Source organism: Streptomyces sp. NPDC104761 (assembly GCF_055583445.1).
On record NZ_JBVJNZ010000016.1, the window covers coordinates 43,803 to 65,036 of the forward strand.

At 72.6% G+C, this 21,234-nt stretch carries 19 protein-coding genes; 11 read left to right on the forward strand and 8 right to left on the reverse strand.

The window, feature by feature from the left end; translation table 11 throughout:
- Window positions 1-48: 48 nt before the first annotated feature.
- Window positions 49-528: a hypothetical protein gene (locus tag ACZ63F_RS34530; protein WP_469717234.1), complete on the forward strand. Its 480-nt coding sequence runs from the start codon at window positions 49-51 to the stop codon at window positions 526-528.
- A complete protein-coding gene (locus tag ACZ63F_RS34535; protein ID WP_469717236.1) occupies window positions 525-992 on the forward strand; it encodes a hypothetical protein in 468 nt (155 codons plus the stop codon). The genes ACZ63F_RS34530 and ACZ63F_RS34535 overlap by 4 nt, the downstream gene beginning before the upstream one ends.
- On the opposite strand, the gene ACZ63F_RS34540 is transcribed toward ACZ63F_RS34535, so the two are convergent.
- Both ACZ63F_RS34540 and ACZ63F_RS34545 read right to left on the reverse strand, forming a co-directional pair.
- The gene (locus tag ACZ63F_RS34540; RefSeq protein ID WP_469717238.1) at window positions 970-1,737 is read right to left on the reverse strand and encodes a class I SAM-dependent methyltransferase; all 768 of its coding nucleotides are present in this window, start codon (window positions 1,735-1,737) and stop codon (window positions 970-972) included. The genes ACZ63F_RS34535 and ACZ63F_RS34540 overlap by 23 nt on opposite strands.
- A gap of 5 nt (window positions 1,738-1,742) precedes the next feature.
- Window positions 1,743-2,048, reverse strand: coding sequence for a 4a-hydroxytetrahydrobiopterin dehydratase (locus ACZ63F_RS34545; protein ID WP_352357596.1), 306 nt, complete (start codon window positions 2,046-2,048; stop codon window positions 1,743-1,745).
- 254 nt (window positions 2,049-2,302) lie between these two features.
- Here ACZ63F_RS34545 and ACZ63F_RS34550 point away from each other — a divergent pair, with 254 nt between their 5' ends.
- From ACZ63F_RS34550 to narI, 7 genes are all read left to right on the forward strand, one after another.
- Window positions 2,303-3,145: a helix-turn-helix domain-containing protein gene (locus ACZ63F_RS34550; RefSeq protein WP_469717240.1), complete on the forward strand. Its 843-nt coding sequence runs from the start codon at window positions 2,303-2,305 to the stop codon at window positions 3,143-3,145.
- Window positions 3,146-3,231: 86 nt separating this feature from the next.
- Window positions 3,232-4,092 carry a helix-turn-helix domain-containing protein gene (locus ACZ63F_RS34555; RefSeq protein WP_469717242.1) on the forward strand — a complete coding sequence of 287 codons (861 nt, stop codon included), beginning with the start codon at window positions 3,232-3,234 and terminating at the stop codon, window positions 4,090-4,092.
- 46 nt (window positions 4,093-4,138) lie between these two features.
- Window positions 4,139-4,954 carry an SAM-dependent methyltransferase gene (locus tag ACZ63F_RS34560; RefSeq protein WP_469717244.1) on the forward strand — a complete coding sequence of 272 codons (816 nt, stop codon included), beginning with the start codon at window positions 4,139-4,141 and terminating at the stop codon, window positions 4,952-4,954.
- Window positions 4,955-5,032: 78 nt separating this feature from the next.
- Window positions 5,033-8,584, forward strand: coding sequence for a nitrate reductase subunit alpha (locus ACZ63F_RS34565; protein WP_469717246.1), 3,552 nt, complete (start codon window positions 5,033-5,035; stop codon window positions 8,582-8,584).
- On the forward strand, window positions 8,584-10,188 hold the full coding sequence (gene narH / locus ACZ63F_RS34570; protein ID WP_469717248.1) for a nitrate reductase subunit beta: 1,605 nt from the start codon (window positions 8,584-8,586) through the stop codon (window positions 10,186-10,188). Before ACZ63F_RS34565 ends, narH begins: the two co-directional genes overlap by 1 nt.
- Window positions 10,188-10,682 carry a nitrate reductase molybdenum cofactor assembly chaperone gene (gene narJ / locus ACZ63F_RS34575; protein WP_469717250.1) on the forward strand — a complete coding sequence of 165 codons (495 nt, stop codon included), beginning with the start codon at window positions 10,188-10,190 and terminating at the stop codon, window positions 10,680-10,682. Before narH ends, narJ begins: the two co-directional genes overlap by 1 nt.
- Window positions 10,679-11,401, forward strand: a complete 723-nt coding sequence (gene narI / locus ACZ63F_RS34580) for a respiratory nitrate reductase subunit gamma (RefSeq protein WP_469717252.1) — start codon at window positions 10,679-10,681, stop codon at window positions 11,399-11,401. Before narJ ends, narI begins: the two co-directional genes overlap by 4 nt.
- A gap of 115 nt (window positions 11,402-11,516) precedes the next feature.
- Here narI and dnaK read toward each other — a convergent pair whose 3' ends face one another.
- The 6 genes from dnaK to ACZ63F_RS34610 form a co-directional block, all read right to left on the reverse strand.
- Window positions 11,517-13,373 carry a molecular chaperone DnaK gene (gene dnaK, locus ACZ63F_RS34585; RefSeq protein WP_469717254.1) on the reverse strand — a complete coding sequence of 619 codons (1,857 nt, stop codon included), beginning with the start codon at window positions 13,371-13,373 and terminating at the stop codon, window positions 11,517-11,519.
- 141 nt (window positions 13,374-13,514) lie between these two features.
- Window positions 13,515-13,940, reverse strand: a complete 426-nt coding sequence (locus tag ACZ63F_RS34590) for an OsmC family protein (protein WP_382728975.1) — start codon at window positions 13,938-13,940, stop codon at window positions 13,515-13,517.
- Window positions 13,941-14,007: 67 nt separating this feature from the next.
- Window positions 14,008-15,807: a vWA domain-containing protein gene (locus tag ACZ63F_RS34595; protein ID WP_469717256.1), complete on the reverse strand. Its 1,800-nt coding sequence runs from the start codon at window positions 15,805-15,807 to the stop codon at window positions 14,008-14,010.
- The gene (locus ACZ63F_RS34600; RefSeq protein ID WP_469717258.1) at window positions 15,804-16,865 is read right to left on the reverse strand and encodes an ATP-binding protein; all 1,062 of its coding nucleotides are present in this window, start codon (window positions 16,863-16,865) and stop codon (window positions 15,804-15,806) included. Before ACZ63F_RS34600 ends, ACZ63F_RS34595 begins: the two co-directional genes overlap by 4 nt.
- Before the next feature lie 185 nt (window positions 16,866-17,050).
- Complete coding sequence (locus tag ACZ63F_RS34605; RefSeq protein WP_469717443.1) at window positions 17,051-19,066, reverse strand: alkaline phosphatase family protein; 2,016 nt, start codon at window positions 19,064-19,066, stop codon at window positions 17,051-17,053.
- 221 nt (window positions 19,067-19,287) lie between these two features.
- Window positions 19,288-19,719, reverse strand: coding sequence for a hypothetical protein (locus tag ACZ63F_RS34610; RefSeq protein ID WP_469717260.1), 432 nt, complete (start codon window positions 19,717-19,719; stop codon window positions 19,288-19,290).
- A gap of 83 nt (window positions 19,720-19,802) precedes the next feature.
- On the opposite strand from ACZ63F_RS34610, the gene ACZ63F_RS34615 reads away from it, so the two are divergent.
- Together ACZ63F_RS34615 and ACZ63F_RS34620 are read left to right on the forward strand one after the other, a co-directional pair.
- Window positions 19,803-20,576 carry an MBL fold metallo-hydrolase gene (locus tag ACZ63F_RS34615; protein WP_469717262.1) on the forward strand — a complete coding sequence of 258 codons (774 nt, stop codon included), beginning with the start codon at window positions 19,803-19,805 and terminating at the stop codon, window positions 20,574-20,576.
- Between the two features lie 14 nt (window positions 20,577-20,590).
- Window positions 20,591-21,226: a DedA family protein gene (locus ACZ63F_RS34620; RefSeq protein WP_469717445.1), complete on the forward strand. Its 636-nt coding sequence runs from the start codon at window positions 20,591-20,593 to the stop codon at window positions 21,224-21,226.
- Window positions 21,227-21,234: the final 8 nt, after the last annotated feature.

The following is a 21,234-nucleotide window of genomic DNA, read 5'->3' on the forward strand; positions in this document are numbered from 1 at the left end:
GACTCCACTGACATGAGGTGTCAGTGAACCGGCCCTAGCGTCACGTCCATGAGCTTCACGGAGAAACTGCTGACCGTGCCGCCCCCGATCACGGTGGCCGGCCGGCACATCAAGCGCTACCACGTCACCGCCGATCCCGCGGGCATCGCGCCCGACGTCGAGGAGGTGGCGTACGCGCTCCTGCCCGGGCTGCTGCCGGAGCCGGACGGCACCCCGCCGGCGACCTTCGTGGTCCTGCACCGGGGCGGGGACAGCGGCGCCTACCTCAACGCGTACAGCTGGGTGTGGGACAACGTGCTCCACTTCCGGTGCGCCGCGGCGGGCCAGCCGGTGCTCGGCTGCCCGGACAAGGACCCGACCCATTTCGTCGAGCCGGCCGTGCCGTGGATCGGGTGCGTCTGGGAACTGCCGCCGATCCGGCACGAACGGGACGCCTGGGTACGGCACCTGCTCGCACCCGAGGTCCCCGACCTGGCGGCCTACCTGGCCGACTCCCTTTCCGCCGGAACCACCGGAGGCCGCGCGTGAGCACGCCGAACGACTTCGACTTCCTCCACGGCGAGTGGGAGGTCCGCAACCACCGCCGTACCGACTTCCTCGACCCGGACAGCGCATGGGTGGAGTTCCCCGCCGTCAGCCGCTGCCTGCCGCTGTTCGACGGTGCCGCGAACGTCGACGAGATCGACATGCCGTACCTGGGCGCGAAGGGCCTGACCCTGCGGCTCTTCGACCCGGAGACCGGGCAGTGGTCGCTGAACTGGGCGGCGAGCCGGAGCGGGAAGCTGTTCCCGCCGGTCGTCGGGCGGTTCGACGGCGACCGGGGGGAGTTCTACGGCGACGACACGCACGAGGGCAGGCAGGTCCGGGTGCGGTTCGTGTGGTCGGGGGTCTCCCCCGGCGGCGCGCGCTGGGAGCAGGCGTTCTCGGTGGACGGCGGTGACACCTGGGTGACCAACTGGACGATGGACTTCAGCAGGCCGCCGGTCTCCTGAACGCCCGCACGGCGAAGCAGGGGTCGGGGCGGCGGCGGTCCTGGTCGGGCAGGGCCGCCAGCCGGTCGGCGAAGCCCTCGGCGCGGGGGTCGTCCGGCGGGAGCATCGTGAACCAGCCGCGCCGCAGGTCGGCGAGGGTGGAGCGGGGGCTGCGGCCCTGGCCGACGCCGGTGAAGGAGGCCTGCCCGGCGGGCAGCAGACCGCTCGCGCGAGCGTGCGCGGTCACGTCCGCGCAGGCGTCGGACGCCGGGCGGCGCGGGCGGGCGGCGAGGACGGCGTCGATGTCGCTGCCGACGTCGTGGGCGGCGGCCTTGTCGACGGTGGTGACGTACACCCCGCCGGGCCGCAGCACCCGTGCGCACTCCGCGACGATTCCGCGGACCTCGGAGCCGTCCGCTATGAGGTGGAGCAGCCAGACGGTCGTGACGGCGTCGAACGTGGCGTCACGGAAGGGCAGTCGACGGCTGTCGGCGAGCAGGACCGAGCCCGGCAGCCGGGCCGCCGCCATCCGGGCCATGCCGGGCGCGCGGTCCGCGCCGGTGACCTGGAGCGCCGGGCGGGTGGCGGCGAGCCGGCGGGTGACGATGCCGGTGCCGCAGGCGAGGTCGAGGAGACGGGCGGGACGGGCGGAGCTGCCGAGGTTCTCGGGGATCAGGCTGAGAACGGCCGCCGCGGCGGCCGCCGCGCGGGCCTCGCCGCCGCGTGTGGCGTCGTAGGCCCCGGCTTCCTTGTCGTAGTCGAGCACACGGCTCAGTGTGCGCCGTGGCCTGGGGCGATGTCCTCCACCCTGTGGGCGAGTTCGAAGTCCTTGGCGGTGACGGCGCCGCCCACGCTGTGGGTGTTCACGGTGAGGGTGACGGTGTTGTAGCCGAGGGTGAGGTCGGAGTGGTGGTCGAGTTCGTCCTGGATGTGCGCGATGTGCACGACCAGGGCGACGGCGGCGAAGTGCGAGTCGAGGCGGTAGGCGCGGGCGAGCCGGTCGCCGTCCAGTGACCAGCCGGGCAGCTCGGCCAGCCGGTCCTCGGTCTCCTGCTGCGACAGCGGTGCGACGGCCATGGTGCGGCTTCCTTCCCGGGGACCGGCGAGTGACGTGGGCGTGGCTGCGTTCAGCCTGCCATGGACAGGCAGTCCGGGCTGCGCTGCGCGGTCGCGTGTCCGGTCGCCGTCCACGGTCCTCGGCCACGGTCCTTGGCCACGACCGCCGGCCACAGTCCTCGGCCACGACCGCCGGCCACGGTCCTCGGCCACGACCGCCGGCCACAGTCCTCGGCCACGACCGCCGGCCACGGTCCTCGGCTACGGTCGTCGGCATGACCCTTGTCGCCTCCGGCCCCGTCCCGTCCCGCGCCAACACCCCCGACGGCCAAGGCGTCGGCCCGCTGCTGCGCGCGTGGCGGGAGCGGCGGCGGGTGAGCCAGCTTGAGCTGGCACTGCGTGCCGACTCCTCGGCCCGGCACATCAGCTTCGTCGAGACGGGCCGGTCGCGGCCGAGCGAGGAGATGGTGCTGCGCCTGGCCGAGCACCTGGACGTACCGGTGCGGGAGCGCAACGCGCTGCTGCTGGCCGCCGGTTACGCCCCGCACTACCCGGAGACCCCGCTGGACGACCCGGCGCTGGACGCGCTGCGCGACGGCATGGAGCGGCTGATCCGTGGCTACGAGCCGTATCCGGCGCTGGTCGTGGACGCCACGTACACGGTGGTAGCCGCCAACCGGGGCATCGCCATGCTCCTGGAGGGCGTCCCGGAGTCGCTGCTCGCGCCCGCCCCGAACGCGATGCGGCTGACCCTGCACCCGGAGGGGCTGGCGCCGCGCATCCGCAACCTGCGTGAGTGGCGCGGGCATCTGCTGGAACAGATGGGGCGCCAGATCGCGCTGCACCGCTCCGACGCGCTGCGGGAGCTGTACGAGGAGGTCGCCGCCTATCCGGTGCCGACCGGTGTGGCGGACGCCGAACCAGCCGAACCCGGCGGGCCCGTCGCGTACTTCGCGCTGCCGATGCGGATCGAGCACGCGGGGCGGGTGCTGTCGTTCGTGTCGTCGATCTCGACGTTCAACACTCCGATGGACGTGACCGTCGCGGAGCTGGCCATCGAGACGTTCCTGCCGGCGGACCCGGCCACCGCCAAGTACCTGCATACGTTGGTAAGTTGACGGAAGTAGTTTCCTCGACCAGGTGTGCGACGCGGCATCGCGTGACACACTGCTCCCCTTACTTGGGCACGTTGGGGAGGCGTGGCGTGAGTGAACGGCGTGCTGCGCCCACCGTGGGGCAGGTCGTGCTCGGCAAGCGGCTGCAGGAACTGCGCGAGGCGGCCGGCCTGGGCCGCGACGAGGCGGCGCGGGTCCTGCGGGTGGCCCAGGCGACCGTGCGGCGCATGGAGATGGCCGAGGTCGCGCTGAAGATCCCGTACATCCAGGTGCTGCTGGAGACGTACGGGGTGCCCGAGGAGGAGCAGGCCGCGTTCATACGGCTGGCCGAGGAGGCCAACCAACCGGGCTGGTGGCAGCGGTTCCACGACGTGCTGCCGGACTGGTTCAGCCTGTACGTGAGCCTGGAGGGCGCCGCCCGGGTCGTCCGCTCCTACGAGCCGCACTTCCTTCCCGGCCTGTTGCAGACCGAGGCGTACGCGCGGGCCGTGATGGAGTCCGGGACGATCGGCCACAGCGATCCCACGGCCGTGGAACGGCACGTGGCGCTGCGCATGACCCGGCAGCGGCTGCTGGAGCAGGACGATCCGCCCCACCTGTGGGTGATCATGGACGAGACGGTGCTGCGGCGCCCGGCCGGTGACGCCGAGGTGATGCGCGACCAGATCGACAAGCTCCTGGCCTACATCGAACGGGACCGGATAACCCTGCAGCTCGCCGAGTTCGCGAGCGGTCCGCACCCGGGGACGTACGCGCCGTTCACGCTGTTCCGGTTCGCCGAGCCCGAACTGCCCGACATGGTCTTCACCGAGTACCTGACCGGCGCCCTGTACCTGGACTCCCGCGACGAGGTCGGGGCGCACCTGGAGGTCCTGGACCACATGACGGCCCGGGCGGCCTCGGCACAGCGGACCGAGGACCTGCTGCGGGAGTACCGCGACAAGCTCTGAGCGGGAGTACCGCGACCGCCAGACCCTGAGCCGAGGAGCACAGACCGTGAGCGCACCCGAGCCCGCCCCGACCTCGATCGACACGAGCCGGCCGCATCCGGCGCGGGTGTACGACTGGTGGCTGGGCGGCAAGGACAACTACCCGGTGGACGAGGAGCTGGCCCGGCGGATCCTCGCCGTGGACGGCACGGTGCTGCGCGGGGCGCGGGCCAACCGCCGCTTCATGCAGCGGGCCGTGCGGACCGTCGCCGAGGCCGGCACCCGGCAGTTCCTGGACATCGGCACGGGCATCCCGACCGAGCCGAACCTGCACCAGGTGGCGCAGGGCGTGGCGGCGGAGTCGAAGGTGGTGTACGCGGACAACGACCCGATCGTGCTGCGCCACGCGGAGGCGCTGCTGCGCGGCACGGAGGAGGGCAGCACCGCGTACGTGCACGCCGACGTCCGGGACGCCGGCACCCTGCTGGCCCGGGCCGCCGAGACCCTGGACTTCGCTGAGCCCGTCTCGCTGTCGCTGGTGGCGCTGACCCACTACCTCGACGACGACCCGGACGGCGACGACGTGTACGGCCTGCTGCGCGGGTACGTCGACGCGCTCGCCCCCGGCAGTCATCTGATCCTCTCCCAGGTCACCCCGGACCTCAGCCCGGAGGCGGTCGAGCAGGCGGCCGCGAACTTCCGGCGCAGCGGTACGCCCTTCCACCCGCGCTCGCTGCCAGCGTTCTACCGCTTCTTCGACGGCCTGGAGCTGCTCGGTCCGGGGGTGATCCCGGTCTCCGGCTGGCGTCCGGAGCCGGAGGACGTGGCCGTCCAGGCGGAGGGCGTCGTGCCGGTGTACGGCGGGGTCGCCCGCAAGGTCTGACCCGTCCGGGCGCCCTGAACAGGTGCGTTCCCGGGCCCGCCCCTAGCGTCGAAGCGACGGGCGAGCGAGGGAGCGGACGTGACCGACACGCGGACACCGCCGAAGGAGCCGGGCGCGGCGCTGCTGAGCGCCGCCCGGTTCTTCCGGCCGCGCACGCCCGCGCCCGGCCTGCCCAGCGTGGCCATGACCGGCGGCCGGGAGACGGACTGCCCGTCGGCCGGCCCCGGCCGCACCGGGTACGAGCCCCGCGGCTGCCCGCCGGGGGCCGCGTTCTCCTGGTCCACGTACGCGCCGAGCCGGGTGCGTCACCCGTACGTCCGGGGCGTGCTCCTGGAGATGTACCGGGAGGCCAGGCGGCGGCTGCGGGACCCGGTGCTGGCCTGGGCGGACCTCCAGAACGACCCCGAGCGGCGCCGCCGTTACCAGCGGGCGCGCGGCAAAAACGGTCTGGTGCGGGCGAGGTGGGACGAGGCGCTGGAGATCGTCGCCGCCGCGCAGGTGCACACGATCAAGACCTACGGCCCGGACCGGATCGCGGGCTTCTCCCCCAACCCCGCGATGTCGATGGTGTCGCACGCGGCCGGCGCCCGCTACCACTCCCTGATCGGCGCCCCGATGCTGTCGTGCCACGACGGGCACGCGGACCTGCCGGTGGCCTCGCCGCAGGTCTTCGGCGAGCAGACGGACGTACCGGAGTCGGGCGACTGGTGGGACGCCGCCTATCTGATGGTGTGGGGCTCGGACGGCCCGGCGACCCGCACCCCGGACGCGCACCTGATGGCGGAGGCCCGCTACCGCGGCCAGAAGGTGGTGGCGGTCTCCCCGGAGAACGCGGACCGGGCGAGGTTCGCCGACGAGTGTCTGCACCCGCACCCCGGCACCGACGGCGCGCTGGCCCTCGCGATGGGCCACGTGGTCCTCAAGGAGTTCTTCGTCGACCGCGAGACGCCGTTCTTCGCGGACTACGTACGCAGGTTCACCGACCTGCCGTTCCTGGTGACCCTCACCGAGCGGGACGGCGCGTACGTGCCGGGCAAGTTCCTGCGCGCCACCGACCTCGGGCAGCAGGGCGAGGGCGCCGAGTGGAAGACGGTCGTCCTGGACGCCGTCTCCGGCCACGCGGTCGTCCCGAACGGCTCCCTCGGCTTCCGCTGGACCGACTCAGGCAAGGGCCGCTGGAACCTCGAACTCGGGGCGATCGAACCCCGGTTGACCCTGTACGGCAGTGAGGTGGCGGCCGGCGTCGAGGTGTTGCTCCCCCGCTTCGACACGGACGGCGGCGCGCACGGCCGGGGCAGCGGGGACGTCCTGCGGCGCGGGGTCCCGGCGACCCGCCTCGGCGGCACGCACGGCCCGCTCGTGACGACCGTCTACGACCTGCTGCTCGCCCAGTACGGCGTGTGGCGGCACGGGCTGCCGGGCGGCTGGCCCACCCACTACGCGGACGCCGACGCCCCGGGCACCCCCGCCTGGCAGGAGCGGCACACCTCGGTCCCGGCCGCCAAGTGCGTCAGGATCGCGAGGGAGTTCGCACGGACCGCCGAGCGCTCCGAGGGCCGCTGCATGATCCTGACGGGCGCGGGCACCGACCACTGGTTCCACTCCGAGACCATCCACCGCGCCTTCCTGGCCCTGCTCCAGCTCACCGGCTGCCAGGGCCGCAACGGCGGCGGCTGGGCGCACTACACCGGCAAGGAGAAGTGCCGCCCGGTCACCGGCTGGGCCTGCCTGGCCTCCGCCGAGGACTGGTCCCGGCCGCCGCGCCAGATGATCGGCACGGCCTACTGGTTCCTCCACACCGACCAGTGGCGCTACGACCGGTTCGGCGCCGACTGCCTGGCCTCACCGCTGGGTGCGGGCAGGCTCGCCGGGATGACCGGCGCCGACTGCCTGGCGCTGTCGGCCCGTGCGGGCTGGATGCCGTCGTACCCGACCTTCGACCGCAACCCTCTCGAACTGGGCGAGGTGGCCGGTGACCCGGTGGCCGAGGCGGTGGCCGGGCTCAGGGCGGGGACCCTGAGGTTCGCGTGCGAGGACCCGGACGCCCCGGAGAACTGGCCGCGCGTCCTGACCCTCTGGCGGGCCGACCTCCTCGGCTTCCCGGCGAAGGGCACCGAGTACTTCACCAAGCACCTCCTCGGCACGCACTCCTCCCTGCGTGCCGAGGAGGCATCCCCGAACCGGCGCCCCCGCGACGTGACCTGGCGGGACGAGGCACCCGAGGGCAAGCTCGACCTGCTGCTCTCCCTGGCCTTCCGGCAGACCTCCTCCACCCTGCTGTCGGACGTCGTACTGCCGGCCGCCACCCGGCACGAGAAACACGACCTGTCGTCCACCGGCATGCATCCCCGCGTGCACGCCCTCACCCCGGCCGTGGATCCGCCCTGGCAGGCGCGCACCGAGTTCGACACCTTCAAGGCGCTCGCGGAGCGGCTGAGCCGGCTGGCCGTGCGCCATCTCGGGGTGCGCAGGGACCTGGTGGCCGTACCGCTGCAGCACGACACCCCGGACGAGACCGCCCAGCCCTTCGGGGTGGTGCGGGACTGGAAGCGCGGCGAGTGCGAGCCGGTGCCCGGCGAGACCATGCCGAAGCTGAGCGTGGTGGAGCGGGACTACACGGCGATCGGCGGCAAGTTCGCGGCGCTCGGTCCGCTGGTGGAGGAGCTGGGGCTGCCCGCCAGGGGGATCGTCCTCGGACCGGACCAGGAGGTCGCGCGGCTGCGGGAGTCGCACGGGGTCGGCTTTCAGGGCCGTCCCTCGCTCGACACGGCGGTGAAGGCGGCCGACGCCGTCCTCGCGCTCTCCGGCACCACCAACGGCCGCCTCGCCACCCAGGGTTTGCGCACCCTGGAGCAGCGCACCGGGCAGGAGATGGCCCGCCTGGCCGCATCGCACGAGGGCAGGCGGGTCACCTATGCCGACACGCGGGCGGCGCCGGTCCCGGTGATCACCTCGCCGGAGTGGTCGGGCAGCGAGTCCGACGGCCGCGGGTACACGGCGTTCACCCTGAACACCGAGCACTTCAAGCCGTGGCACACGCTCACCGGCCGCCAGCACTTCTTCCTCGACCACGACTGGATCCACGAGCTCGGCGAGGCGCTGCCCGTCTACCGGCCGCCGCTGGACATGGACAGGCTGCCCGGCGAACCGCGTGTCGGCCCCGCCGGTCAGCGGCAGGTGACGGTCCGTCATCTCACGGCGCACGGCAAGTGGTCGATCCACTCCGCGTACGAGGACAACCTGTTCGTGCCGGCGCTCTCCAGGGGCGGCCGGAACATCTGGATGTCCCCGCAGGACGCGGACACGATCGGGGTCGGGGACGACGACTGGGTGGAGGCGGTCACCCCCGGCGGCCTGGTGGTGGCCCGCGCGGTCGTCTCGCACCGGATGCCCGCCGGCACGGTCCACCTGCACCACGCCCAGGAGCGCACGGTGGCCGTCCCTAGGGCGGAGGCCGCCGGCATGCGCGGCGGCCTCCACACCTCGCTGACCCGGCCGGTCCTCAAGCCCTCGCACCTGATCGGCGGCTACGCCCAGCTGTCCTGGGCCGTCGACTACCTGGGCCCGACGGGCGGCCGGTGCGACGAGGTGACGGTGATCCGGCGCCGTGCCCAGGAGGTCGAACACTGATGCGCCCGATGGCCCAGATCGCGATGGTCATGAACCTCGACAAGTGCATCGGCTGTCACACCTGTTCGGTCACGTGCAAGCAGGCGTGGACCAACCGGCGGGGCATGGAGCACGTCTGGTTCAACAACGTCGAGACCCGCCCCGGCCAGGGCTATCCGCGCCGCTACGAGGACCAGGAGCGGTGGCGCGGCGGCTGGGAGCTGAACCGGCGCGGCGCCCTGAAGCTCAGGGCCGGTGGCCGGCTGCACCAGCTCGCCGGGATCTTCGCCGACCCCAGGCTCCCGGAGACCAAGGACTACTGCGAGCCCTGGACGTATGAGTACCGCAACCTCACCGACGCCCCGCTCGGCGAGGGCAACCCGGTGGCCCGCCCGGTCTCCCCGCTCGACGCCAAGCCCCTGAAGACCGAGTGGTCCGCGACCCGGGACGACGACCTGTCCGGCGCCCCCGCCCACGGCGGCCTGGACCCGATGCTCGAGCGCGCCCGCCAACAGGCCTCGGACAAGGTGCGGTTCGAGTTCGAGCAGACCTTCATGTTCCACCTCCCCCGCATCTGCGAGCACTGCCTCAACCCGTCCTGCGTGGCCTCCTGCCCGTCCGGCGCGATGTACAAGAGGACCGAGGACGGCATCGTGCTTGTCGACCAGGACCGCTGCCGGGGCTGGCGGAGGTGCGTGACCGGCTGCCCGTACAAGAAGGTGTACTTCAACCACGCCACCGGCAAGGCCGAGAAGTGCACGCTGTGCTCCCCGCGGATCGAGGCCGGTCTGCCGACGGTCTGCTCGGAGACCTGCGTGGGCCGGCTGCGCTACCTCGGGGTGGTCCTCTACGACGCCGACAAGGTGACGGCGGCCGCCGAGACCGCGGACGAGAAGGCGCTGTACGAGGCCCAGCTGGGCGTCTTCCTCGACCCGGAGGACCCGGCCGTGCGGCAGGCCTGCGCGGCGGCGGGCATCCCGGGCGACTGGACGGAGGCGGCCCGCCGCTCCCCGGTCCACGCGCTGATCAGCAGGTACCGGGTGGCGCTGCCGCTGCATCCGGAGTACCGCACGCTGCCCATGGTCTGGTACATCCCGCCGCTGTCCCCCGTCGTGGACGCGCTCTCCGAGACCGGTCACGACGGTGAGGACGCCGACAACCTGTTCGCCGCGATCGACACCCTGCGCATCCCTCTCGAATACCTGGCCGAGCTGTTCACCGCGGGCGACACCGCCCCGGTCCGCGCCTGCCTGGAGAAGCTCGCGGCGATGCGCTCCCACATGCGGGCGCTCAACCTGGGCGAGGAGCCGGACCCGGCGATCGGCTCCGCGGTCGGCATGCGGCCGGAGGAGATCGAGGCGATGTACCGGCTGCTGGCGATCGCCAGGCACGAGGACCGGTACGTGATCCCGCCGGCGGCCGCCGGCGACGCCCGCCGTCTGGAGGAGTCCGCGCTGCCCGACGGGTGCAGCCTCGACTTCGACGGCGGCCCGGGGATGGGCGGGGACGGCCCGTCCGGCCAGGACCCGGGACGCAAACTGCTCCCTCTGGTGTCGGTGGAGAACTTCCACGTCCTGCGCGGACAGCAGACCGCCGGCACTCCCGACGAGGCGAAGGAGGACTGATGCCCTCGGACGCGGTGTTCTACCAGGCTGCGGCACTCTGTCTGACCTACCCGGACGACGACTTCGTCGCCCGGCTGCCGCTGCTGCGCGAGGCCGCCCCGCAACTGCGGGAGTTCACCGACCATGCGACGGTGACCCCACCGCGGGAGCTGGCCGCGCACTACGTACAGGTCTTCGACTTCGAGGACCGGCACAGCCTCTACCTCAGCTGGTGGCGGGACGGCGACACCCGCCGCCGGGGCACGTCCCTGGTCCGCTTCCAGGACATCTACAAGGCGTACGGGATGGAGTTCACCGGCGAGGAACTGCCGGACTTCCTCCCCGCCGTCCTGGAGTTCACGGCCCGCACCGGAAACACCGACCTGCTCACCGAGCACCGCGACTGCCTGGCGCAACTCCGCGGCAGGCTCACCGACTTCGGCACCCCGTACGCGTGTGTCCTGGACGCGGTCTGCGCCGCCCTGCCGGCCCCGCCCGGCGGAGTGCGCCCATGACCACCTTCCTGTGGGGCGTCCTGCCCTACATCGCCTGCGCCCTCCTGGTCGCCGGCCTCGTCTGGCGCTACCGCTACGACAGGTACGGCTGGACCAGCCGCTCCTCCCAGGTCCACGAGTCGAGGCTGCTGGACACCGCCTCCCCCGTCTTCCACTACGGCATCCTGTTCGTCCTGGCCGGCCACCTCGCCGGCCTGCTCGTCCCGGCGTCCTGGACCCGGTCGCTCGGCGTCGACGCGCACACGTACCACCTGTTCTCCCTCTACGGCGGCACGCTCGCGGGCGTCCTCACGGTGGCCGGACTGGCCCTCCTCCTCTACCGCCGCCGCACCCGGGCCCCCGTGTCGCGCGCCACGACGGCGAACGACAAGGTCATGTACCTGGTCCTGGTCGCCGCGATCGTGCTGGGCATGACCGCGAAGCTGAGCCGCACCTCCGGCGACGGCTACGACTACCGCGCCACCATCGCCCCCTGGGCCCGCGGCCTGTTCACCCTCCGGCCGAGGACAGCCCTGATGGCGGACGTCCCGGTCCTCCACCAGGTCCACGCGGTCATCGGCATGCTCCTCATCACCCTGGTCCCGTACACCCGTCTGGTCCACATGTTCAGCGCCCCGGTCCAGTACCTGTTCCGCCCGTCCGTGGTGTACCGGTCGAGGGATCCCCGCCAGTTGGGCCCCCGCCCGGAACGCCGGGGCCGGGAGACCATCCGCAACTGATCTCTTCCGCCCGCCACCAAGCCCTTCCGGCCGCAACCGGACTCTCTCCGCCCGGAACCGAGCCTTCTCCCCGCCGCAACGGCGCTCAGTCACGACGGCGCGGCCCGGCGGTGCCTCACCCGGCCGCACCCCGGTCCCGCTCGTCGTCCACGATCTCGGCGTCCACCACCCCCTCCTCCTCGCCGGCCTCGGGCGCCCGCTGTTCCCCGGCCGAACCGCCGGCGGCACTGGCGTACATGGCCTGCCCCATCTGCTGGCTCACGCTCGCCAGTTTCTCCACCCCCTGCCGCAGCTCCCCGGTGTCGGCGTCCCGCTCCAGCAGCGCCTTCAGCTCGGTGATCGCCGCCTCCACCTCGGACTTCGTGGCGCCCGGCACCCTCTCCTCGTTCTCCCGGAGGAACTTCTCCGTCTGGTAGACGAGTTGCTCGGCCTGGTTGCGGGTCTCCGCGGCCTCACGCCGCTTGCGGTCCTCCTCGGCGTACTGCTCCGCCTCCCGCATCATGCGATCGATGTCGTCCTTGGGGAGCGCGGAGCCGCCGGTCACGGTCATCTTCTGCTCGCGGCCGGTCGCCAGGTCCTTCGCCGAGACGTGCATGATCCCGTTCGCGTCGATGTCGAAGCCCACCTCGATCTGCGGCACCCCGCGCGGTGCGGGCGGCAGGCCGGTGAGGTCGAAGACGCCCAGCTTCTTGTTGTACGCGGCGATCTCGCGTTCGCCCTGGTAGACCTGGATGCCCACCGAGGGCTGGTTGTCGGCCGCGGTCGTGAAGATCTCCGAACGCCGGGTCGGGATGGTGGTGTTGCGCTCGATGAGCTTGGTCATGATGCCGCCCTTGGTCTCGATGCCCAGGGACAGCGGGGTGACGTCGAGCAGCAGCACGTCCTTCACGTCACCGCGGATGACTCCCGCCTGGAGGGCCGCGCCGACCGCGACCACCTCGTCCGGGTTGACGCCCTTGTGGGGATCTTTGCCGGTGAGTTCACGGACCAGTTCGGTGACGGCGGGCATCCGGGTGGACCCGCCGACCAGGATGACGTGGTCGATCGCCGACACCTGCACGCCCGCGTCCTTGACGGCCTGGTGGAAGGGCTTCTTGCAGCGGTCCAGCAAGTCGGCCGTGAGCTCCTGGAACTGGGCCCGCGTCAGCTTCTCCTCCAGATGCAGCGGCCCCTCCGCCGAGGCCGTGATGTACGGCAGGTTGATCGACGTCTCCGTCGACGACGACAGCTCGATCTTCGCCTTCTCGGCGCTCTCGCGCAGCCGCTGCACCGCCATCCTGTCGTTGCCGAGATCGACGCCGTACTGCCCCTTGAACCGCTTCACGAGGTGCTCGACGACCCGCTGGTCCCAGTCGTCGCCGCCCAGGTGCGTGTCGCCGTTGGTGGCCTTGACCTCGATCACGCCGTCGCCGATCTCCAGGAGCGACACGTCGAAGGTGCCGCCGCCGAGGTCGAAGACGAGGACGGTCTGCTCCTCTCCCCGGTCCAGGCCGTAGGCCAGCGCGGCGGCCGTCGGCTCGTTGATGATCCGCAGCACCTTCAGGCCGGCGATCTCCCCGGCCTCCTTGGTGGCCTGCCGCTGGGCGTCGTCGAAGTACGCGGGCACGGTGATCACCGCGTCGGTGACGTCCTCGCCGAGGTAGGCCTCGGTGTCCCGCTTGAGCTTCTGCAGCACGCGCGCCGAGAGCTCCTGGGCCCGGAAGCGGGTGCCGTCGACGCTCCCGCTCTCCGGGAACCGCCAGGCCGCGTCGCCCATGTGCCGCTTGACCGAGCGCGCGGTGCGGTCCACGTTGGTCACCGCCTGCCGTTTGGCGACCTCGCCGACCAGCACGTCGCCGTTCTTCGCGAAGGCCACGACCGACGGGGTGGTGCGCGCCCCCTCGGCGTTGGCGACGACGGTGGGCTCACCGCCCTCCAGCAGGGCCACCACCGAGTTCGTCGTACCGAGGTCGATACCGACCGCACGTGCCATGTCCGTCCCCTTTCCGCCCGGGCACTTCCCCGACTCCAGCACAAAACTTGAGCGAGCTGTTGTCAATGCCGGGTACCCCGGGAACGACGCTGCCGCGCACCCTCGGACGGGGGGTGCGCGGCAGCGCGGCGGGCTGGACGGTCAGGCGAGCTTCGCGTCCAGGGTGATCGTGGTGCCGGCCAGGGCCTGGCTGACCGGGCAGTTCTTCTTGGCGTCCTCGGCGGCGGCGACGAAGCCGTCCGCGTCCAGGCCGGGGACGGTGCCCTCGACGGTCAGGTGGATGCCGGTGATGCCGGTGCCCGGCTGGAAGGTGACGTCGGCGTTGGTGACCAGCTTGGTGGGCGGGGTGCCGGCACCGGTCAGGGCGTGCGAGAGCGCCATGGAGAAGCAGCTGGAGTGGGCGGCCGCGATCAGCTCCTCCGGGCTGGTCTTCCCGTTCGCCTCCTGGGAGCGCGAGGCCCACGTGACGGGCTGCTCGCCGATACCGGAGGAGTCGAAGGTGATGACCCCGTTGCCCTCGGTCAGGCTGCCTTCCCAGACGGTGTGTGCGGTGCGCGTGGTAGCCACGGTTGTTCCTTTCGGCGATGAAGGCGAATGAACCGGTTCGCTCGCCCCCATCCGATCACATCAGGGCTCACCGCACCCGGAAGACCGGCCCACGGGGGGTGAACGGCAGACGACGTCCGTCCGGGATCAGGTAGGCGTGCTCGCGGCGCACCCGCAGGACGTCGCACCAGCCGTCGGTGATCACCAGGACCGGCGCGGCGGGCGGGAAGTCGTCGGCGCGCTGGAGCAGGTCGATGCCGGGCTGCAGGACCGTCCCGCCGCGGCCGTGCACGCGGACCCGGCCGGCGATCTCGGTGGTCGGGAGGTAGCCGGCGTCGTGCGGGGCCGCGTCGCAGAAGACGACACGTGCGGCGGGTACGTCACGGGCCTCGGCGTAGGAGGCGATCGCGCCGAGGGCCTTGCCGAGCAGGGTGCGGTCCATGGAGCCGGAGGTGTCGAGGACCACGCCGAAGGTGCAACGGGCGACCTCCTCGGGCGGAAAGTACCGGCCGGCGCGCGGGATGTCCGGGGTGGACGACTGCCGGCGCGAGGGGCGGGCGTAGGACCGTACGGCCTCCGGGCGCGGCACGAACTCGTCGAACCAGCGGGCGAGCCGGGCGTCCCAGGGCAGCGGCGGATGGCTGAGTGCGCGGATCTCCTCGACCAGTCCGCCGGGCAGCAGTCCCCGGTCCTGCGTCTGGTGCAGGTCGAGCCCCTGACTCAGCCCGCGGCGGTAGAACTCGTCGAGGTCGACGTACGCGCCGGGCGGCCCGAGCGGCGCGCCCAGCACGTCACCGCGTCCCTTGCCGCGCAAGGTGGCGAGCCGCCGCATCCGTCTCAGGTCGACGGCGATCCGGTCGTACACCTCCTCGGCCGAGAGTCCCTTCAACCCGGCGTCGTACAGCAGTCCTTCAGGCATCTCACCGACGCGCATCTCAGCCAGCCAGCCGTTGATGACGTAGTCGCAGGCGATGTTGAAGAGGTAGGGGTCGCGGGCGCCGAGGCGGTCGCCGTGGCGCAGGGCGGCGTGCAGCATCTCGTGGGCGAGGACGAACCGCCACTCCTCGTCGTCCATGGTCCGCAGCGGGTTGACGTAGATCTCGCCGGCCTCGGGGTTGACGGCGGCGACGGAGATGTCGTGGGCGCGGGCCAGTTCGGCGTCGGCGACCAGTGTGATACCGGCCGCGATGCCGCCGAGCAGCGGGTAGGAGGAGACGAACCAGCTCAGCGCCTTCTCCCAGGGGCGCCGGGGCGTGGGCGGGCCGGACATGGAGGTGCGGCGGCCGCCGGCCAGGTCCATCGCCCGGGACATGGTGCGGGTCAGCGCGTGCGCGAACCCCACCTGCCAGTCGGGCACTTGCCCGGCCCACTTGCTCCAGGAGAGGAGGAGCTGGTCGGGCTCGCCGCCGCTCGTGCCACCGTGCTCGTACGCGGCCGGGATGCCGCCGGTCCGGCGCCAGCCGGCGGCGAGCCGTTCCTCGTCGCCCTCCGGGTAGGAGGCCGGCAGGTGGTCGGGGGCCTCGCCGACCGGGAAGGTCTGCAGGAAGCGGTTGACGACGGTGCAGCGGGCGGCGAGGTCGAAGCGGTCGGGCTGGTCACGCGGCCCGGTTGCGGCCGGGAGGTGCCCAAAGCCGAGATGGATGGTGCAGTGCGCCAACGCCCAGGCCCACTCGGCCGGTTCGGCCCGCCGGGTGGCGTGCGCGTGCAGAACCCCGTCGGAGTCCGCGCGCACCAGCCCCTCCCGGGGGCCGAGTTCACACTTCTCGTGCCGGCAGATCGTGAACTCCACCGCCCGCAGGGCGGGATTGGCCCGCAGCAGCTCCACACCGGCCGCGAAGTTCTCGGCGGCGGGGTCCTTCTTCTTGGGCGCCGCGGCGGCCCGGCTCATCGCCGGGCCTCCACCAGCCGGGGCATGTCCCGGGCCGCCTCGATCAGGAACCAGGCCGGCAGCACGGGGTTGCCGTCGGCGTCGGAGGCGATGACGGTCTGGGCGACCTCGACGGAGATCTCGGCCAGCTGCACCAGCAGCGACTTGGCCCGGTAGGCGGTCTGCCGGCCGTTCGCCGACATGTGCTCCTTGTCGACGGGCAGTTCCTTGACCAGCCGCCCCCGGAACGACTCGGCGAGGTAGTAGAGCAGGTCGCGGTCCTCGATGCGGGGCGGCCAGCCCGCGTCCCCCTTCAGGATGGCCTCGATCCCGAACCGGCTGCGCACGATCTTGACGTATCCGCAGAAGGCGGTGGCGTGCGCGGGGGTCAGCGTGCCGTGCGCCAGCACCTTCAGCGTGTCCTCGTCCAGGTCGCGGCCGAAGGAGTGCAGGGCGTCGGAGAGCATGTGCCAGGAGCGCGGGGTGGAGAACGGCTCCTCGGTCTTCGGCGGCTTGGACCACAGGTGGTCGGGCCGGTCGGTGAGGTGGTCCAGGATCCACGGGTGGATGCCGTTGGCCCCGGCCCAGGCGAGCCAGTCGTGCGCGGAGGCCTCCAGGTGGACGTGGGCCAGCCGGTTGACGAGCGCGGAGGCGATGGGCCGGGCGAGGGCGTTGTCGGTGGCCCGGTTGCCGGCGCCGATGACGATCGAGCCCTTGGGCAGCTCGTAGGTCCCGATGCGCCGGTCGAGGATCAGCGAGTAGAACGCCTTCTGCACATCGGGCGTGGCCGCGTTCAGCTCGTCGAGGAAGAGGCAGTAGGGCTCGTCCCGGGCGATCGCCTCGGGCGGGCAGAACACGGACCGCCCGTCCCGGATCTGCGGAACGCCGATCAGGTCCTCGGGCGCGAGCTGCGTACCCAGCAGACTCACACACTCCAGCCCCAGCGACTCGGCGAACTCCCGCACCAGGGAGGACTTCCCGATCCCGGGCGCCCCCCAGATGAACACGGGCCGGACAGTGGCGAGACCGAGCAGAAGCTCGGGAATGCGAGAGGGCGTGACGGTCACGGCTGCCTGCAAGAGGCTGCTCCTTGGAGGTGTTCGAGAGGTGTGCGACTCGAACAGTGTGAGCCGGAGCCGAAAGGAACGCAGCCGATTTATCCGGAGCCCGGCTGCAGCGCCTCTTCAGGGGCGCCGGGGGTACCCCCGACCTTCGGCCGGGGGAGGAACTGCGCGAACAACCCCCACCGGCCGCAGTGAACCACCTACGCGGCCTTCTCACCCTCCACGGACAAGGGAACCTGCGGGCCGTCCGCCTCCTGGAGCCACCGCCGCAGCACTCGATGCACGGCCTCGGCCCCCACGAGCTCTTCTCTGTCCCCCACCGGCTCGGAGACACAGACCGGCGACAACAGGAACGGCCGCCCCTGCGCGCCCCCCAGTCCCCCGTGCGACCCGATCTGCTCCTCGAAAGCGAGCACCTCCCCGCTCTCCGGGTCGTACCACGAGTTCACCATGATGTCGGCGGTGTGCGGAAAGGAGTGCGTCCGCCGCACCGCATCGGCGGCGCCCGCCCCGAACACGGCCAGCGGCCCGGCATGCCCGTCCAGCCGGTCGAGCGGGATCTCCGCGCCGTACGCGCCGAGCACCACCCCGCCGTGCTCCTCGCTGCGCACCAGCAGGAACCCGATGCCGGGATGGTTGGCGAGGGTGGTGAGCAGCGCGGGGTGGCGGGCGTCCAGCTCCTCCTTGGTCATGCGGTGCGGCACGTCCGGGAAGGAGACCAGGCCGAGGTTGCCGGAGGCGAGCACGACCGGCTCCGAGTGCCGGGTCGGCCGGTGCTTCTCGCCGCCCTCCTCGACCGGCCTGCGCAGCGCCGCTCGGACGGCGGCCCGCGCCTCCGTACCGCTGTGGGTGCGCTCGGCCCTGCGCGGCACGGGCAGTCCGCAGCCGGCCCTGACCAGGTCGCCGAGGCCGAGTCCGTAGCGGGTGTGGAAGGTCTCGCCGGGGCTCTGGCCGTGGTCGGAGAGGACGACGATCCGGTACCGGCGGGGGGCGTGTTCCGCGGCCTTCTCGATCAGGGCGAGGGCGCGGTCCAGGCGTTGCAGCACCTTCTCCGCGTCCCGGCTGTGCGGGCCGGAGTGGTGGGCGACCTCGTCGTAGGCGACCAGGTCGGCGTAGACGGCGGTGCGGCCGACGAGGAGGTCGCCCATGACCGCGGCGACGACGACGTCCCGTTCGACGACGGTCGCGAAGGCGCGGACGAAGGGGTAGAGGCCGCCCCGCTTGACGCGCGGGCGCTGCTTGCGGAGCCGGGCCGTGGTGGACTGGCCGATCTCGCGGCCGACCTCGGCGAAGAAGGAGAGTGCGGTGCGGACGGCGTTGGCCGGGTCGGCGAAGTACGCGAAGTACCCGGCGCGGGAACGGTTCTCCCGGCCGCGGCGGCGGGTGGCTATGGACAGGACGAGGGCCTGTTCCTCGGCGCCGCCGCTGAAGAGGTTGCCGCGGCTGGCGCCGTCCAGGGAGAGCAGCCCCCCGTCGGCGGTGCGCTCGATCGCCCGGCGCTGGAGTTCGGCGGCGCTGGTCGGCCGGTTGCAGACCATCACCTCGCGGCTGTCCTTCTCGTACCAGCGGAAGGCGGGGACGTCGAAGTTGGAGCCGTGCAGGATGCCGAGCTGGCTGGCGCCGGTCTGGCTGGACCAGTCGGTGCGCCAGGGGGTGAGCCGGTGGGTGGGCTGTGCCCGGCCCGCGCCCAGCCAGCCGGCGACGGTCGGCATCAGGCCCTTGGCGACGGCGGCGGTCAGGACGTCGTGGCCGACGCCGTCGAGCTGCAGGAAGACGGTGCCGGGGGTGGCCCGGCAGGGCGGGTGGGATCTGCGGCGGCGGGTGGCCAGGCGGGAGAGCCGGCGGCGGTAGGCGTCGTCGTCGCGGACGGCGAGGGCACCGCCGGTGGCGGAGGCGACGGCGGACATCACGGCGGCCACGATCACGGCGGTCTCCGGCGCGGCCTCGCTCTGCCCGGAGGGGTTGATGCGCAGGGCGAGGAGGAGCAGGGAGCCGTTGAGGAAGAAGACCAGCAGGCCGAGGACGAGGGCGGGCACGAGCAGCAGGAGCCGTACGAGGAGGGGCCAGACGACGGCCGAGAGCACACCGAAGGCGCCGGCGCCGAGGGCGGCGGTCATGGCGATGCGGGTGGCGCTGTCACCGTCGGGTGACTGGAGCTGGAAGTCGGGCAGGAGGCCGGCGAGGACCAGCATGGTGACGGTGGACACCGCCCACACCGTGACGCTCCGCCCGACCTGACTGACGACCCGCCGCCACCGCACGCCCCACCGACCTCACGTCCGCCCCCCGCCGGATGCGGGTCTGCTCGCGTCAACACTGTCACATGGGGGCGGGCCGGAAGTGGTCGGTCAGGATGCGCTCGAGAAGGCTGTGCGGTGCCGTGTCCAGGTCTGACCGGACGGCAGGGCACGGCTGCGCCGTTCGGCGGTCCCGGTCCCTACCGGCCGTCGTAGCCCGCCGTCGGCATCGAGAGCCTGCGGTGGACGCGGGCCTTCATCTGGGCGTCGTAGCGGGGCTCGGCCCGGCCCACCGTCTCCACCCGGACGCCGCGTCGCGCGCACTCCGCCATGAAGTCCTCGACCGACGACAGCGCGCTCTCCAGGACCCTTCTGCTCGGGGCGACGAAGACGTCCAGGCCGGGCCGGACGCCGGTCCACAGGGCGGTGTGATCGGGGCGCAGGCCGCGGACCAGGAGTTCGCGGGCGATGACGTAGCCGTGTTCCACCGCCCAGCGCGCGCACATCGCGTGCTGGCTGCGGGAGTCGACCAGGAAGGGGTCGATCTCCAGTTCCTCCAGGGGTGTCAGACTCGCGATCGCGGTCACCCGCACCGGCGCGAGCCCGCCGGAGGCACCCCGTACCTGTCCCATGGCGTCCCCCTCACCTCCGGGTTTCGCCGCCGACCCTACTCCTGCACGTAGGCTTCGGGGAGTCGCGCGAAGGAGGCAAAGAGGTGCCGGTGGAGATCACCTGGTGGGGTCACGCCACCTGCACGATCGAGGATTCGGGCATACGCCTGCTCACCGATCCTCTGTTCGCGCGCCGGCTCGCCCACCTGCGCCGCCGCCGGGGCGCCCCGCCGCCGCCCGAGGCCCGCCGCGCGGACCTCGCGCTCGTCTCCCACCTGCACGCGGACCATCTGCACGTTCCCTCGCTCGCCACGCTCGCCCCGGGCACGCGCCTGCTCGTGCCCCGGGGCGCACCACGGGCGGTCCCCGCGCTCCGCCGCCTCCGCCAGTTGCGGATCACCGAGGTGGGCGTCGGGGACGAGATACGCGTCGGCCCCCTCGTCGTACGGACCGTGCCCGCGCTGCACGACGGGCGCCGGCTGCCGGTCGGACCGCACCGCTCACCCGCCCTCGGGTACGTCGTCGAGGGCGCGGCGCGGACGTACTTCGCCGGGGACACCGGGCTGTTCGACGAGATGGCCGAGTCGGTCGGGCCGGTGGACGTGGCCCTGCTGCCGGTCGGCGGCTGGGGACCGTACCTCGGGGAGGGCCACCTGGACGCCGGGCGGGCGGCACGGGCGCTGGCACGGCTGGCACCGCGCAGCGCGGTGCCGGTGCACTACGGGACGTACTGGCCGATCGGCATGGACGGGGTGCGCCCGCACGAGTTCCACGCGCCCGGCGACGAGTTCGTGCGCCTCGCGGCCGAGTACGCGCCGCAGGTGGCGGTGCACAGGCTCGGCCACGGGGAGAGCGTGCGGCTGGAGGTCGCGCGGTGAGACTGCTGGTGGTCATGGCGGCCGCCGCCGGCTCCACCGCGGCGACCTCGTCGTCGACCGAGTCGGCGCAGCAGGCGATCGGGTATCCGACGCTGTTCCTGCTGGTGCTGATCGGGGCGCTGGTGCCGGTGATACCGACGGGAGCGCTGGTGAGTTCGGCGGCGGTGGTGGCCTTCCATCAGACGGCGCCGTTCGCGCTGGCGCTGGTGTTCGTGACGGCGTCGCTGGCGGCCTTCCTGGGGGACGCGGCGCTGTACTGGCTGGGACGGCGGGGGCTGCGGTCGAAGAACGGGTCGCGGTGGCTGGAGGCGATACGGTCGCGGGCGCCGCAGGAACGGCTGGAGCAGGCGCAGGGGAAGCTGGCCGAGCACGGGATCGCCGTGCTGGTGCTGTCCCGGCTGGTGCCGGCCGGCCGGATACCCGTGATGCTGGCGTGTCTGCTGGCGGAGTGGCCGTTGCGGCGGTTCGCGCGGGGGAACGTGGCTGCGTGCCTGGCGTGGGCGGTGACGTATCAGGTGATCGGGATTCTGGGTGGGTCGTTGTTCCCGGAGCCGTGGGAAGGGGTGGTGGCGGCGGTGGGGCTGACCGTGGTCCTCAGTGTGGCGCCGAGTGTGTGGCGGCGGGTTCGGGGTGGTGCGGTGCGTGCGTAGCTGCGGGC

Bases quoted from the DNA above. Each gene is read 5' to 3' on its own strand.
- ACZ63F_RS34530 (WP_469717234.1), top strand. From the start codon at position 49: ATGAGCTTCACGGAGAAACTGCTGACCGTGCCGCCCCCGATCACGGTG.
- ACZ63F_RS34545 (WP_352357596.1), bottom strand. From the start codon at position 2,048: ATGGCCGTCGCACCGCTGTCGCAGCAGGAGACCGAGGACCGGCTGGCC.
- ACZ63F_RS34550 (WP_469717240.1), top strand. From the start codon at position 2,303: ATGACCCTTGTCGCCTCCGGCCCCGTCCCGTCCCGCGCCAACACCCCC.
- narH (WP_469717248.1), top strand. From the start codon at position 8,584: ATGCGCCCGATGGCCCAGATCGCGATGGTCATGAACCTCGACAAGTGC.
- narJ (WP_469717250.1), top strand. From the start codon at position 10,188: ATGCCCTCGGACGCGGTGTTCTACCAGGCTGCGGCACTCTGTCTGACC.
- narI (WP_469717252.1), top strand. From the start codon at position 10,679: ATGACCACCTTCCTGTGGGGCGTCCTGCCCTACATCGCCTGCGCCCTC.
- dnaK (WP_469717254.1), bottom strand. From the start codon at position 13,373: ATGGCACGTGCGGTCGGTATCGACCTCGGTACGACGAACTCGGTGGTG.
- ACZ63F_RS34595 (WP_469717256.1), bottom strand. From the start codon at position 15,807: ATGAGCCGGGCCGCCGCGGCGCCCAAGAAGAAGGACCCCGCCGCCGAG.
- ACZ63F_RS34610 (WP_469717260.1), bottom strand. From the start codon at position 19,719: ATGGGACAGGTACGGGGTGCCTCCGGCGGGCTCGCGCCGGTGCGGGTG.
- ACZ63F_RS34620 (WP_469717445.1), top strand. From the start codon at position 20,591: ATGGCGGCCGCCGCCGGCTCCACCGCGGCGACCTCGTCGTCGACCGAG.